Source organism: Cysteiniphilum sp. (assembly GCF_057495195.1).
This window is the reverse complement of the sequence record NZ_JBXTEF010000015.1, coordinates 1-14,593: the sequence shown is the minus strand read 5'-3', so window position 1 is coordinate 14,593 and position 14,593 is coordinate 1. Positions and strand designations below refer to the sequence as shown.

The window sequence follows — 14,593 nt, the reverse complement described above, 5'->3', positions numbered from 1 at the left end:
GTATTTGGAAGGCTATGTGCAGCATTTGAGTTGCTGGCACAAAAATACTGTGCATAATTTAAACCTTGATTCACATATAACACACGTTATAACTTCTACCCTCAAGCGGGAACTTACTTTACCTATGATTTCGCACTAGGTAATACCACACAAGCAGTATCTTATTTTGATGAACAAATCCCTGCATCTACTTTGAACCCATTAAATATTTCACTTGAGCAATTATGCCAAACTATTGATAGTGGCATGAAAGCCCAACAATCACAATTCAACAGTACCAATTTTGTTGCAACATCATCATCAAGCTTTGCGGGTTGCTATAGTCCACGATCTGTTGCTAGTGTCGCCTTTGGCCCAACATCCGATATTTTTAACCAATATGGTTGTGTTGGTAATTATGGCACACCGGCAACATGTACAACTGGCGCCAACTCCAGTTATGTTAGTAATATTCATGCCAATGCTTTTCGCGGCTATGCTTACCCCTATGATGATTGGTTTGCTGACTACTCTGCTGATCGCCACACCTCTTTAGTATTTGAAATATTAAGCGCACCCAATGGCTTAGCAAACTAACTAGCATTAAGTAAAACGAGTTAAAGGAGAAATTTCAAACGCTATCGTCAAGCTAAACAAGCAATCGATACCACATATAACTAACTCATCTCATTAATCAGTTTTTCTTATACAGTTAATAAATAATATATCGGCTGTTTGTTTTGCTATCGTCCAGCAACTCGCCTATTATTATCTAATAATTATCTTTATCATTTTACAAAAAATACGGAGCCCGCTACGTGATCACAACCATTTTCCTGCTGATATTAATCCTATTAGCATTGGCACAATTTTATAAAATCAGTTTTAACATTCGTGCAGTCGCCTCTTTAGTCATTGGTGTTGTCTTTGGTATTGTTTTGCGACTATTAAATCAAAGCAGTGGTTATCACACCCTGCATAGCCTGCTAAATCTAGTCAGTGATACTTATATTAGCTTACTTAAGATGTTAATTATCCCACTGGTGTTAACCGCAATTATCCATGCAATTGTTAATCTACGTCATCATCAAGGATCTTATCTGATTAAAATGGTGACAAAAGCGGTTGTTATTATTCTGATTCTTACTGGTATTAGTGCAGTTATTGGCGGACTGGTTGGCTCATGGATGCATATTGGCTTTGGCATGTCATTCTCTGGTGCTTTAAACACTCCTGAATCACATAATCTTGTGGATACGATTACCGGCATGTTACCGAGCAATCCAGTGACGGCAATGGCAGATAACAATGTCATTGCCGTGGTTATTTTTGCCGCTTTGATTGGCTTTGCTACATTAAAGCTTCATCAACAGGAAAAAGAAATCGCTGCCCCTTTTATTAGCTTTATTCACTCAGCATTCTTTGTTGCTAAAAAGCTTGCCAATATGATTATCGCTCTGACACCTTATGGTGTGTTTGCATTGATGACACAAATGACACTTGATCATGGATTAACAACCTTGATGCAGATGATCAACTTTATTGCTGCAATGTATATTGCCATGCTTATTGTTATTATTATGCATACTATATTGATTACCTTAAGTGGTGTTAATCCAATTCATTATTATAAAAATGTTTGGCGTGCATTACTGGTTGCCTTTACCACACGTTCAAGCTTTGGCACATTACCGGTAACCATGGATGCCTTAGGCAATCGCTTAAAGCTCTCTGAAAGTGTTTCAAACTTCACACCAAGCATAGGTGCTACAATCGGTATGAATGCTTGCGCGGGTATTTATCCGGCAATGCTTGTTGTCATGACCTTAACAATTATGGGTGAGCCAATTACTTGGCAAATCATCCTGTTAGTCGGTGCGATTAATATGATTGCTTCATTGGGTGTCTCGGGCATTCCAGGAACCGCCTTTATTGCAGCAGGTGTTACCTTTGCAACGCTTGGGTTACCATTTAATATTATCGCACTTGTGCAAGGCGTTGACCCGATTATTGATATGGGACGCACTGCCACTAATGTCAATGGCGTGATGACAACAGCTGTGATTACTGATAGAACAACTAAAATATAAGAAAAACCTAAGCAACTAGGGGCGTATGCAATATGCCCCTACAAAACCGTTTATTAACTCTTCTTATCTTCTTTAAAATACAACCACTTTGATTGAATCATATTCATATGATCATTTTTCGCAGTGAAGCCAGCGATACGTTTGCTCATTAAGTGATTATACGAATAATTATAAAGTGGCAGAATAATATAATCATTCATCGCCGCTTTTATCGCCTTGGTCATATAAGGGATCTCAGCTTGCTCATCTTTTTGACTGACTGCCTTTCTAAAGTTTTCCGTTACTTCCTGATTGCACGATTGACCATAGTTGTTACCACTGCCACATGTAATCAATTCAACCCAGTCACTAGCATCATTATAATCCGCCTTCCAATCCAAAAGACCAATATCAAATTGATGCTTATCCATGGTTTGTAAAAAGACTTTCCACTCTTGATTTTCCAATGATATATCGATGAGATTACCAAACGCTTGTTGCCACATGCCAACCACAGCAAGCACAAATGATTTTTTCCACGGCGACGTGTCATATGTCAGTGTAAATTTTAGCGGGTGCTCTGCTGAATAACCTGCTTTTTCAAGCAATGCTCTAGCCTCTTTTTGGCGTGTTTGCATATCTTGACTTACCCAGTTATAACTTGGCATGGTTTTATAAAGGTCTTTGTATAAACCACCTTGAACACCATCTGGTAATACACTATACGATGGCGTTTCACCTTTTTTCGTGACATTCTCAACCAGCGCCTTACGATCAACAACAATGGTTAACGCTTTACGTACATCGACCTTGGCAAAATCAGGATTCTTAAAGTTAAACCAAAAGTACTCATTGCCAAGCATTGTATTATGCTGTAATTGATCGCCATATTTCTTGGCATAATATTCAATATTTTGACCATTTGGCACATCCCAAGTCATATCTAAATTACCGGATTGGAATTGTGCATATTCAGTTGATAAATCAACGATTGGTAAATATTTGACTGTTTCAATAGCCACATCTTTTTTATCCCAATAATGCGGATTTTTGACCGCAAGCAAGTGGCCATTTGGAATCCATTCTTTAAGCATATAAGCGCCATTGGTGATCATTTTACCTGGTTGCGCCCAGCCTTTACCATACTTTTCAATTTCTGCTTGATGTAAGGGGTAACTTGACGTTAATAGCATTAACTGCACGAAATAAGGCTGTGGATGTGACAAACTAATTTGCAAGGTATAGTCATCTAAAGCTTTTACACCGAGCGTTGTGAAATCTTTTGACTTGCCATTAATAATAGCTGGTGCACCAACGATTGCCTCAAACATCGTATTAAAGACATTAGGTACTTCGGGGTTTAAGTTTCGTCTAAATGCATAGACAAAATTCTCAGCAGTCACTGGATCACCATTTGACCACTTAGCATCATGACGCAAATGAAATGTATAGGTTTTGCCATCTGCTGAGATATCCCAAGATTTAGCAACACCAGGCACAATTTCATCTTTTTGGTTAAGCATCACCAAACCTTCATATAAGTCATTCACAACACGCATTGAACTGACATCAGATAAAATCCCTGAATCAAGTGTTGGTACAGCAGCACCAACACCAACCGTTAAGACTTGGTCTTTTTGTGATGCTTGCTGCTGTGTTGTCGTTGCTGCTTGTCCACTGTCGTCTTTTGCTTTCTGTGATTTTGAGCATGCACTCATCGTCACAGCCATAGCACCTAGCGACATGCATAGCAGTAGTTTTTTGATTTTCATATCTTCCTCCCTCATGATTGGTTGTTGTTTAGCCTATAAAAACCTCTTTTTTCTTTTTATTTATCTTTGCTATTTCACTCATTACAAATCCTAATATAAATTTTACTTTTTAAAATACATCCACTTTGAGTACACATGATCCATATGGTTATTTTCTGGATCATAGCCACCAATATATGGTTTTACCAAACGATAATATGTGTAATTATATAATGGCAAAGAGTAATACCCCGCCATCGCAATCTCAATCGCTTTTTTCATATGCGAATCAAATTGTGCTTGTGTTGGTGCATACATACCCAACTGATATTCTTTATCTAATGTTTTGTTACAGAATCCTGCATTATTATTTGGGCTATTACATAAAAACATATCAACAAAATTACTCGCTGCATTAAAATCGGCAATCCATGCAAAACGTCCAATTTGGTAGTTTTGCTGTTGTAAGGTTTGCAGATAAACCTTCCACTCTTCATTTTGCACTTTAACACTCACCATACCACCAAAAGCCTGCTTCCACATTTGCGTAATCGCTTCAGCAATTTTCTGATGTGTTGGCAATGTGTTATAGCTAATTGTCAAATTCAATGGATTTGTATCAGAGTACCCTGCTTTCTCTAATAGACCTTTGGCAATTTGATCGCGTTCTGCCATCGGTTTATTGACCCAGCTATAGCTTGGCACATCTTTATAGACATTATCATAAATACCACCTTGGATACCTTGTGGCACAATGCTATATAAAGGCGTTTGCCCCATTTTCAAAATAGCATCAATAATTGCCTTGCGATTGACTGTCATTGTTAGTGCTTTACGCACTTCCAGTTTATCAACGCCTTTGGCATTGGTATTAAACCAATAGTAATATGCACCTAATTGTGTGACATCAACAAATTGTGAGCCAAACTGTTGGCGATACTGCTCAGCACTTAATCCATCGGGCAATGTCCAAGTGATATCCATCTGTCCTGCCTTATAACGATTAAGCTCATCCGTTGGGTTATTAATTGGTAGATAGCGAACTTTATCGATTTTAACATTTGACGCATCCCAATAGTTCGGGTTTTTAAGTGCTAAAATATGTCCATTTGGAATCCACTCTTTAAGCTCATAAGCGCCATTGCTAATCATCTTACCCGCTTGTGCCCAACCTTTTGGATCCTCTTTAACTAATGGAGGATAGACAGGATAAGCCACTGGATTTGCTAAAATTGCTGGAAAGTATGCCAAAGGGTGCGCTAGGGTAATTTGAAGTGTAGAATCATCTAATGCTTTAACGCCCAAAGTATCGGCTTTTGCCTTATTATCCATAATCGCTTGTGCGCCTTTGATCACATTAAGCATGGTGTTATTAGGTGCAGCTGTTTCAGGTGTTACAGCACGCCTTAATGAGAAAACGAAATCCTCAGCAGTGACTGGTTTACCATTTGACCATTTAGCATTATCGCGTAAGTGAAAGGTATATACGGTACCATCTTTAGATATATCCCACGATTTGGCCACACCTGGAACCGCTTTATTTGACTGATTTTCTGAGGTTAACCCTTCAAAAAGATCATCGACAACACGCCCTGAAGTTGTATCATTAACAAGTTGTGGATCTAAGGTTGGCACGCCAGTACCCACCCCAACAATCAAGGTATCTTTACCTTTTGGTGCTCTATCTGAATCTCTCGTTTGCGTGTTACTCCCTCCACAACCAGACAATGCAGCCAATGCCAATGTTAAACCCAATACTAATATCTTTTTTGATCCATTCATATTAACTATTGCACTCCTTATCTTAAATTTTACTGTTTAACGTGTAATTTTATACATGCTGCTTTACGCTCATCTGACAACGTATATAACTGCGGTTTGTCTTTGGAACATGTTTCATCCGCCTGTGGGCAACGCGTACGAAATACACAACCGGATGGTGGATTAATCGGTGAAGGTAAGTCTCCCTCCAAAATCTGAATTTTTTTCTCACGCTCAAGTACTGGATCAGGCAACGGTACCGCTGATAATAACGCTTTGGTATAAGGGTGTGTCGGATAATCACATAACGCTTTTGATTCACCAACTTCCATTAAATTGCCTAAATACATCACCATAATGCGATCTGAAATATGCTTAACCACACTCAAGTTGTGCGCAATAAATAAAATCGTCAAGCCTAGTGTCTGTTGTAATTCTTTTAATAAATTCACTACTTGCGCTTGAATCGATACATCCAATGCACTAACAGGTTCGTCACATACCAAAATTGATGGCTTCAAAATTAACGCACGCGCAATACCCACGCGCTGACACTGTCCACCAGAGAATTGATGGGGATAGCGGTTGATATGTTTTGGCGATAAGCCAACCATACGCATCATCTCTTCAACACGCTTGCGCCGCTCTTCTTTTGATAGCTTAGGTTCATGCACTTTTAATGGTTCAGCAATGATATTACCAATGGTAATGCGTGGATTAAGGGAAGCAAATGGATCCTGAAATATCATTTGAATCTCTTTTCTAACCGGCTGCCATGATTTTTTATGTTTCAATGCGGTTAAGTCTTTACCTGCCCATACCACTTTACCCTCTGTTGCATTGACTAAGCCAACCACCGCGCGAATCAATGTTGATTTACCACAACCTGATTCTCCCACGATACCTAAGGTTTCACCTTTCTTAACATCAAATGACACGCCATCCACCGCTTTAACAAAGCGCGTTTCTTGCCAAGGCCATGATTTCTTCAGTGGAAAATGAACTTTCAGATTTTCTATATTTAAAACAGTCTCATTACTAAGCATGGTTCATTGCCTCCATTTGTTGTTTGGCATAAAAGCATGCGACTAAATGGCTATTATCTTTTGCATTTTTCACATAATTCTCAAGCTTTGGTTTATGCGTCAAACAATTTTGCAATGCAAAATCACAACGTGGTTGAAAAGCGCAACCCTGTGGCAAATTAGATAAATCAGGTGGCTCTCCAGGAATTGCTTGCAAACGTGCACTTGGGATATCAACACGTGGTGTAGCTGCCATTAAGCCTTTGGTATACGGATGATGATTGTGCTTAAATAAATCATCAATATTCGCCGACTCCACAGGCGATCCACCATACATTACCATTACACGATCACAAGCCCCAGCAACGACACCTATATCATGCGTAATTAAGATCGTTGCCATATGAAACTCATTTTGCAGCTCTTTTAATAGCTTTAGAATCTGTGCTTGCACCGTTACATCTAATGCCGTTGTCGGCTCATCAGCGATCAAAAGTTTTGGACGGCACATTAACGCCATTGCGATCATCACCCGTTGACGCATACCACCTGAAAACTCATGTGGGTAGAGCTTTACACGATTCTTAGCATCTGGAATATGTACTGCATCAAGCATCTCTATGGCTTTTTTAGCTGCATCAGATTTTGAGCAATTGCGATGAATCATCAATGTCTCTGATAATTGTTTTTCAACCGTAATATAAGGATTCAGTGAGGTCATAGGGTCCTGGAAAATCATTGATATTTGATCACCTCGGATCTTATTTAATTCATTTGTTGGCATACCTACCAACTCTTTGCCATTAAATTTAGCAGAACCTGAAATCACGGCATTAGATGCCGATAGTCCCATCAATGCCAATACCGTTTGGCTTTTGCCAGAGCCTGATTCACCAACAATTCCTAAGGTTTCACCTTGATCTAAACTAAAGTTAATTTTATTAACCGCACTAACCAATCCATCATTGGTTTTAAATTTTACTTCTAAGTCTTTTACTTCTAATAGTGACATATTTCTCTCCTAGCGATGCTCGCGCGGATCAAGCGCATCTCGTAAACCATTACCGACGAAATTAAAGCATAGTAAGGTGACCGTTAAGAAAATCGACGGAATCACCAATACCCACCAATAATTAAAGGCAATCACTTGTACGCCATCACTAATCAGTCCACCCCAGTCAGTCATTGGTGGTTGAACACCCAGACCTAAGAAGCTTAAGAATGCCGCCGTCATAATGACAACTGGTACCGTTAGCGTAATATACACAGCAATGATACCAATAAGGTTTCTAACAATGTGACGTGTGATAATCACTCTTTCACTGACACCACAAACATAAGCCGCTTCGATAAATTCTTTGCTTTTTAAACCTAACGTCTGTCCACGCACGACACGCGCCATATCCAACCAACTGACCGCACCAATGGCAATAAATACCAATACAAAGTTTCTACCAAATAAAGTCACCAACAAAATGGCAAAAAACATAAAAGGTAAGCCATAAAGCACATCAACAATACGCATGAGAATGTTATCGATTTTCCCACCAAAAAACCCAGCAGTAGCACCAACTAATGTACCAATAATCACACTGACTAGTGTCGCTACCAAGCCAATCTCAAGGGTCACGCGCCCACCAACCATCACTCGTGTAAAGACATCACGTCCTAAACTATCCGTGCCAAACCAATGAGTGGCACTAGGTGCTTGATAGACTTCAAGCAAGTTTTGATAGGCATAAGTATACGGTGAAACCCACGGTAATATGACTACTGCCAAAACAATCAACAGTAATATGACAAGACTGATCATCGCAATTTTATTTTTCTTAAAACGCATCCATGCATCATAGTATAAACTGCGACCTTTAAAGGCTTGTTCATGCGAGGTATTGGCAACCTCTTCTAGGAAGTTTGCATTCTTCTTTTTTTGTTCAATTGTGAAACTCTTTGCCATTTTTCACCTCTCTCTAATAACGAATTTTTGGATCTAAAAAGGCATAAACAATATCAACGACCAAGTTAAATAAGATCACTAATAAGCTATAGATAATAGTTAATGCTAATACTAGATTGTAATCGCGGTTTGTTGCCCCTTGCACCACTTGCACGCCAATACCAGGAATGGTAAATACTGTTTCAACGACCACTGATCCTGTTAAGATCCCAGCCACTGCAGGGCCTAAGAATGATACCACAGGCATTAATGATGGCTTTAAAGCATGCTTCCAAACAATGCGCGGCATTGAAAGCCCTTTGGCTTTTGCCGTACGAATAAATGGCGAGCTTAATATCTCAATCAAGCTACTTCTTGTGATTTGCGTGATAATCGCAATATAAGGAATTGCCAAAACAACAACCGGTAAAACTAAGTCATTCCAACTTCCCCAGCCACCTGCTGGAAATAAGCCTAAAATCACTGCAAAAATAAGTACGGCTAAGGGAGCTGTCACCACAATCGGTGTTGAGATGAAAAGCATCGCAATAACACCAATAATATGATCGACAAAGCTCAACTTTGTGTTACGTGTTAGCGCGGAAAAAATGCCAAAAATAATGCCAAAAATACTTGCCAAAATAATACTAAAAATACCCAACTGCACTGACACCCAAAAACCACCTTGCCCACCATCAGGGAAAACCAATTGATTGATAGACTGTCCTTGGTATTTATAGGAATAACCCAAATTACCATGTAGTAAATCATTAATATAGTAAAAAAACTGCTTCCACAAAGGCAAATCTAAATGATATTGATGGTGCAACTGCTTCAAGACTTCAGGTGGCAAAGCACGCTCTGTTGCAAATGGATCACCTGGTGTCATATGCACCATCAAAAAGCTAATAAGCACCACCACAAATAGTGTGGGAATGGCACCACCTAAGCGTCGAATAATATAACCAAACATCATTTCTCCCTTGTTATTTTAACGCACCTTAATAAACAAATAAACGCGTATTTCCTACACGGCTATCGTATGTATTTAGGATAATAAACACAATAGCGTCATAGTCTATTTATATGCTTATGCTCGATATTTAAATGATAACCATTTGTCATACAAATGATCCAAGTGATTATTTTGAATGTTATAGCCAGCTATATAAGGCTTCACAAGGTGAGTTACTGGCTGCACGATGAGTGGTGTACTTGGATAATCATTCTGCATCATCTGCAACGCTTTTGTATAATATGGGACAGCGGCATCTGCTGTTAATTGCTTTTGCCCTTGTGTAATCAACTTGTCATATTCTGTATTGCAGTATCCGGCATTATTTTGTGGGTTAGTACACATCCACATATTGGCAAAGTTATCTATTGCATTAAAGTCTGCGACCCAACCATCACGAGCAACACCGTCATAGCTATGCGATTGGCGTAGCTTCAAAAATACTTTGAACTCCGAGTTTGCCAAATTAACTTTAACCCCTAGATTCTGCGCCCACATTTGACTAATCGCTTCCATTAATTTCTTTAAGCGACCATCTGTATTATAATCCAAAGAAACGACTAATGGATTATCCACTGAGTAACCCGCCTTTTTGTATAATTCTTTTGCCAAAGCTAAGCGCTTTTCTTTGGACCAATCATGCCAAGCATAGGTAACATCTTTATAACGCCCACCATCAATATCTGCTGGGAATAAGCTATAGGCTGCCACACTACCATCATTAACCACATTTTTGGCTAAAGCCACGCGATCAATAGCCAAAGATAAAGCCTCACGTAAATCTTTATTACCCTTAAAAGGAGGCTTTGTCATATTGAAGTCGAGATAATCCAACGTGAGCCATGGTGTGCTTTGTAGCTCTGCACCATAACGATTTTTAAGTATATCTAAACTTACCGTTGGCACATATTGTACATAATCTACCTGGCCTGATGCATAGGCATTTAATGCAGAACTTCGATCCACAATAGGTAAAAACTTCACATTTTGAATTTTAACGCCCTTTGCATCCCAGTAATATGGATTTTTCGTCACAAGAACATAGCCATTAGGCACCCATTCTTTTAACTCATAAGGGCCATTGCTTATAAGCTTGCCTGCTCGGAAAAATCCTTTACCATATTGCTCGACACCTGCTTTATAAACTGGATAAGTTACAGGATCCGCCATAATACTTAGGAAATAATAAACAGGATAATCCAGTGTTATTTGAATTTCATGCGCATTAATTACCTTAACACCTAAGCTAGATACTGGCTTTTTACCATCCATAATTGCTTGAGCATTTTGAATTGGTGCAAGCTTATACGCCATCTCTGATGCGGTTTGTGGATTAACTGCACGTTTCAATGCATAAGCAAAGTCTTCCGCCGTAACCGGTTGCCATTAGACCATTTGGCATTATCTCGCAAATAAAAGGTATAGCTTAAGCCATCTTTTGATACCTTGTAAGACTTAGCAACACCAGGAACTGGTTCATTTTTTTGATTCTCGGACATCAAACCTTCACCAATATCGTACATGATATTTGCTGAGTAAACATCTTGAGCATGTGCCGGATCTAATGAATCAGGCTCAGCCGCATTTGCACGAACGAAAGTATCTTTACCTTTGGGCGCAAACTGATCTGATGATTTACTTGACGTTTGTGAGTTACTGCCGCCACATCCTGCAATAAAAAGCGCTGACAATAATAACGAGGGTATTAATTTGACCTGTTTCATATTTCCTCCCCAGGAATAAAATTCACTACCTACGAAATTAAGTTATAACTTTTAAAAGAAGATGTCACGAAAAATATATGATATTTTGTAAAATTATTACCCAAGCCTTAAGCAAGATCAAAACACAGTCAATTATTTGTTTAAGCATCTACTTCAATAATTATCGTCATTACTAATAACCTGATGATTCTTGACAAAAACAATTAAAAGCCCGAGCAGACATAAACTCGCAAACCCCATCGACCAAGCTGTATTAATTGTCATAAAGACACCACCTAAAACACCTGATACACCCCAGCCAAATCCTTTGGCAAGCGTGTATAAAAAGCCTGAAATAAATCCCTGATAGCGAATCTCAACTGCATTGCTAAATCCAACAACTAATAATGAAAAAACCACCATATCTCCAAATGCCATAAAAAAACTCACAACATAAATCATCAGCTGATGATCGGTTGGATATAATGCTAACAACATTGCTCCTAAGGCACCAACAAGCATTGCCAAAATAGCAATAATAAACAACTTCTGATAGCTTAAAAAGCGTTGCAAAATCGGCAATAGAATTAAGGCAGATAACATTAAAGATAAACCGATAAAGCTAACCAATAATCCAATTTGGGCAACATTAAAGCCAAGTTTGAGTTTAGCAATCGGTTGGATAAACTGAAAATACATACCCCAGGCTAACTGATCTAATAATAAAAGCACGATCAAAATAGCAACTTTCTTCTGCTTTAGTAATCGCCATATCGTCTGCATAAGGGGTATATTTCTCTGTACTTTTTGTTGCTGATAATACCTCTGTGGTTTATAACACCACCAAATAATAAATATCAAAGTAATCGATATCATTGCAATAACATAATACGGTGAAACGAAGCTGCCACTTTGTGCCATAATCACACTACCGACAAATGGACCGATAACAAAAGCAAGTCCCGTAAAAAACTGTAACAACCCCACCCATAGCAGTTTACGTTTATCGTTATGTGCCGCACTTGAAATACTGGCAATCACCACTGGAAACATACCGTAAAGAAGATGGCCAAGCACATAGCCAATAATAAATAGTACAATCATATGTAAGTATGCTGAAAATATGGTACTGACTCCAGTAATTGTCACTGCCAACATTGATATCACCGCAACCTTTTTGCGTCCAATATAATCCGAGACCACACCCCATAGGACATTGGCAATAATTCCTGCTATTTGTCCGGCTAACAAAAACACACCATAGTAAATTCCAGCTTGTTGCTGTGAGCCAATGCTTAACCAAAAAGGTGATTTTTCATCAAAAAACAACTGTACATAACTAGGATTAATCAGTGCAAATAACACCTCTGTTGAGAATATCAATAAATAAGCTTGTAAGAAAAAATGATAGGAAATGTTCTGAGATGATTGAGATACCTGTCGCATTGGATCAAGTTCCTTGGCCTTCATAATAAAGAGGTGCTATTTAACCTTAGCAATCATTGATAGTCAACCCACATCTATTTTAATTACTCCAATTACCATATGCTTGAAGCATAGTGTGTATGCATAGATCGAATTTCATATGAAATTTTCATTTATCTGAGGCTTGTACTTTTTGAAACCTCACTTTACTATAGCTACTCTATATAAAGTATTAATTAAAATCATCTAAAATGGATAACAAAAGCATACCCACTATGCGCACCGTCAAAAGCTTTGTTAAGCGTGCCGGCAGAACAACCATGCGCCAACAACGTGCATTAGATAATTACACTTATCTTTATCAAGTTCCTTACACAGTTGAGGAAACCAATTTTGATATATACTACAAAACGCCTCAACCACTCGTTGTTGAGATTGGTTTTGGTATGGGCAACAGCTTAGTCACCATGGCAAAAGAGGCGCCTCAAACGAACTTCCTAGGCATTGAAGTCCATGAACCCGGTATTGGTAATATCTTAGATCATATTCATGAGAACACATTAGACAACCTACGCGTAATGCAACATGATGCCGTTGAAGTTTTTAAACACATGATTAAAGATAATACGTTACAAGGTGTGCAAATATTTTTCCCTGATCCATGGCATAAAAAGCGTCATCACAAACGCCGTTTGGTTAATCCTGAGTTTATTGATTTAATTCTACAGAAGCTTGAACCCACAGGATTTATTCATTTTGCCACGGATTGGCAGAATTATGCTGATGAAGTGCTTGAACTATTTACCAAGCATACTCAACTTAAAAACCCGCACAACGGTTTTGCACCACGCCCAGAGCATCGACCATTGACCAAATTTGAAGCACGCGGCCAGCGACTAGAGCATGGCGTATGGGATATTATCGTTTATAAACGATAACGCTTAAAAAGTATTTGTGAAATAGCTATATTTCGCTATAAACCCTAGTATTCACCACTCTTTTTGCATATAGTTTGATCTATTGAAAAAATAGAGCTTATTGAAACTATGAAAAAACTACACCCTTTACAGCTGATATTCTTAATTGCTGTAGTAATACTGTTATTACCGCTTTTTCTTTTCTTGGGCGTATGCTTTGTTATTTATGGCTTAATAGTTAAAAAACGTATCAAAGATATACTTAACAAAGCAAGTCAAAATACAAATGAAGAGTTAAATAACAACGCTAACACTTATAAAAAAACAACCACTGGGCGTGTTATCGATCATGAGGAAATGAATAAATGACGAAATTATTTTAGCGGTGATTCATCTTCATCTTCAAGCATGCTGTATTGCTCAAGCTTCTTACGGAAAGTGCCTCGATTAAGCCCAAGAATGCGTGCAGAACGGCTTTGATTACCGCCCGTGAAGTCCATCGTTGCTTCAATCATTGGGCACTCGGTTTCTTCCATAATTAAGTCATAAACATCATCAGGATTCAAGCCTTCTTGTGAGACCATTTTGTAGTAATGCTGCACGCGTTTGCGCACAACCTCACGTAATGGAAATGTTTCTGCAGATTGTTCATCCGGTTTCAATTTATAATGCATTGTTGCAGCCATAATCGTTTCCCCCTATATTGAAACTTTGTTCATTAGCTGTTGGTTAATATCCAACAAGAGATTAATTGATTTAGCATCCAATAACAATAGCGTCACAGCCAAAAAAATATTATTTTACCACGAAAAAATGCTTTAGTTGCAAAGAGGATTAAAAAGCACACATATTACAGGTTGCTTTTAGCGGAATAAACAAACCGGAGTTATGCACTTCTCCTATTTCAACACCCCGCCTCGAAAGCTCGGCACCCCTCTTGAAAAGAGGGGAATATAAAATCAACACTACCTAATTTCCCTCTTTGCAAGAGGGGTGGCAGCCGTAGGCTGAC

12 protein-coding genes and 1 pseudogene are annotated in these 14,593 nt (G+C 38.6%); 4 read left to right on the top strand and 9 right to left on the bottom strand.

Annotated features, from left to right (window positions below):
• Nucleotides 1-246: 246 nt before the first annotated feature.
• The gene (locus ACY10D_RS01605; protein WP_486999064.1) at nt 247-576 is read left to right on the top strand and encodes a hypothetical protein; all 330 of its coding nucleotides are present in this window, start codon (nt 247-249) and stop codon (nt 574-576) included.
• 221 nt (nt 577-797) lie between these two features.
• Nucleotides 798-2,069 (top strand): cation:dicarboxylate symporter family transporter, encoded by a 1,272-nt coding sequence (locus tag ACY10D_RS01600; protein WP_486999063.1) that lies wholly within the window; start codon nt 798-800, stop codon nt 2,067-2,069.
• Nucleotides 2,070-2,122: 53 nt separating this feature from the next.
• Here the strand turns inward: ACY10D_RS01600 and ACY10D_RS01595 are convergent, their stop codons facing one another.
• The 8 genes and pseudogenes from ACY10D_RS01595 to ACY10D_RS01560 form a co-directional block, all read right to left on the bottom strand.
• Nucleotides 2,123-3,820: a peptide ABC transporter substrate-binding protein gene (locus ACY10D_RS01595; RefSeq protein ID WP_486999062.1), complete on the bottom strand. Its 1,698-nt coding sequence runs from the start codon at nt 3,818-3,820 to the stop codon at nt 2,123-2,125.
• Nucleotides 3,821-3,922: 102 nt separating this feature from the next.
• Nucleotides 3,923-5,581 carry a peptide ABC transporter substrate-binding protein gene (locus ACY10D_RS01590; RefSeq protein WP_486999061.1) on the bottom strand — a complete coding sequence of 553 codons (1,659 nt, stop codon included), beginning with the start codon at nt 5,579-5,581 and terminating at the stop codon, nt 3,923-3,925.
• Between the two features lie 29 nt (nt 5,582-5,610).
• The gene (locus ACY10D_RS01585; RefSeq protein ID WP_192482849.1) at nt 5,611-6,606 is read right to left on the bottom strand and encodes an ABC transporter ATP-binding protein; all 996 of its coding nucleotides are present in this window, start codon (nt 6,604-6,606) and stop codon (nt 5,611-5,613) included.
• Nucleotides 6,599-7,597: an ABC transporter ATP-binding protein gene (locus ACY10D_RS01580; protein ID WP_486999060.1), complete on the bottom strand. Its 999-nt coding sequence runs from the start codon at nt 7,595-7,597 to the stop codon at nt 6,599-6,601. The genes ACY10D_RS01585 and ACY10D_RS01580 overlap by 8 nt, the downstream gene beginning before the upstream one ends.
• A gap of 9 nt (nt 7,598-7,606) precedes the next feature.
• Complete coding sequence (locus tag ACY10D_RS01575) at nt 7,607-8,542, bottom strand: ABC transporter permease (protein WP_203249595.1); 936 nt, start codon at nt 8,540-8,542, stop codon at nt 7,607-7,609.
• A gap of 13 nt (nt 8,543-8,555) precedes the next feature.
• A complete protein-coding gene (locus ACY10D_RS01570) occupies nt 8,556-9,494 on the bottom strand; it encodes an ABC transporter permease (protein WP_486999059.1) in 939 nt (312 codons plus the stop codon).
• Between the two features lie 117 nt (nt 9,495-9,611).
• Nucleotides 9,612-11,035: pseudogene (locus ACY10D_RS01565) on the bottom strand (peptide ABC transporter substrate-binding protein).
• Nucleotides 11,036-11,413: 378 nt separating this feature from the next.
• The gene (locus tag ACY10D_RS01560; protein WP_486999058.1) at nt 11,414-12,685 is read right to left on the bottom strand and encodes an MFS transporter; all 1,272 of its coding nucleotides are present in this window, start codon (nt 12,683-12,685) and stop codon (nt 11,414-11,416) included.
• A 230-nt stretch (nt 12,686-12,915) separates the two neighbouring features.
• Between ACY10D_RS01560 and trmB the strand changes: the two genes are divergently transcribed.
• Nucleotides 12,916-13,602 (top strand): tRNA (guanosine(46)-N7)-methyltransferase TrmB, encoded by a 687-nt coding sequence (gene trmB / locus ACY10D_RS01555; RefSeq protein WP_486999057.1) that lies wholly within the window; start codon nt 12,916-12,918, stop codon nt 13,600-13,602.
• Between the two features lie 108 nt (nt 13,603-13,710).
• On the top strand, nt 13,711-13,950 hold the full coding sequence (locus tag ACY10D_RS01550; RefSeq protein WP_486999056.1) for a hypothetical protein: 240 nt from the start codon (nt 13,711-13,713) through the stop codon (nt 13,948-13,950).
• 5 nt (nt 13,951-13,955) lie between these two features.
• On the opposite strand, the gene ACY10D_RS01545 is transcribed toward ACY10D_RS01550, so the two are convergent.
• The gene (locus ACY10D_RS01545; protein ID WP_486999055.1) at nt 13,956-14,267 is read right to left on the bottom strand and encodes a helix-turn-helix domain-containing protein; all 312 of its coding nucleotides are present in this window, start codon (nt 14,265-14,267) and stop codon (nt 13,956-13,958) included.
• Nucleotides 14,268-14,593: the final 326 nt, after the last annotated feature.

Bases quoted from the DNA above. Each gene is read 5' to 3' on its own strand.
- ACY10D_RS01560 (WP_486999058.1), bottom strand. From the start codon at position 12,685: ATGCGACAGGTATCTCAATCATCTCAGAACATTTCCTATCATTTTTTC.
- ACY10D_RS01550 (WP_486999056.1), top strand. From the start codon at position 13,711: ATGAAAAAACTACACCCTTTACAGCTGATATTCTTAATTGCTGTAGTA.
- ACY10D_RS01605 (WP_486999064.1), top strand. From the start codon at position 247: ATGAAAGCCCAACAATCACAATTCAACAGTACCAATTTTGTTGCAACA.
- ACY10D_RS01570 (WP_486999059.1), bottom strand. From the start codon at position 9,494: ATGTTTGGTTATATTATTCGACGCTTAGGTGGTGCCATTCCCACACTA.
- ACY10D_RS01595 (WP_486999062.1), bottom strand. From the start codon at position 3,820: ATGAAAATCAAAAAACTACTGCTATGCATGTCGCTAGGTGCTATGGCT.
- ACY10D_RS01580 (WP_486999060.1), bottom strand. From the start codon at position 7,597: ATGTCACTATTAGAAGTAAAAGACTTAGAAGTAAAATTTAAAACCAAT.
- ACY10D_RS01590 (WP_486999061.1), bottom strand. From the start codon at position 5,581: ATGAATGGATCAAAAAAGATATTAGTATTGGGTTTAACATTGGCATTG.
- trmB (WP_486999057.1), top strand. From the start codon at position 12,916: ATGGATAACAAAAGCATACCCACTATGCGCACCGTCAAAAGCTTTGTT.
- ACY10D_RS01545 (WP_486999055.1), bottom strand. From the start codon at position 14,267: ATGGCTGCAACAATGCATTATAAATTGAAACCGGATGAACAATCTGCA.
- ACY10D_RS01585 (WP_192482849.1), bottom strand. From the start codon at position 6,606: ATGCTTAGTAATGAGACTGTTTTAAATATAGAAAATCTGAAAGTTCAT.
- ACY10D_RS01575 (WP_203249595.1), bottom strand. From the start codon at position 8,542: ATGGCAAAGAGTTTCACAATTGAACAAAAAAAGAAGAATGCAAACTTC.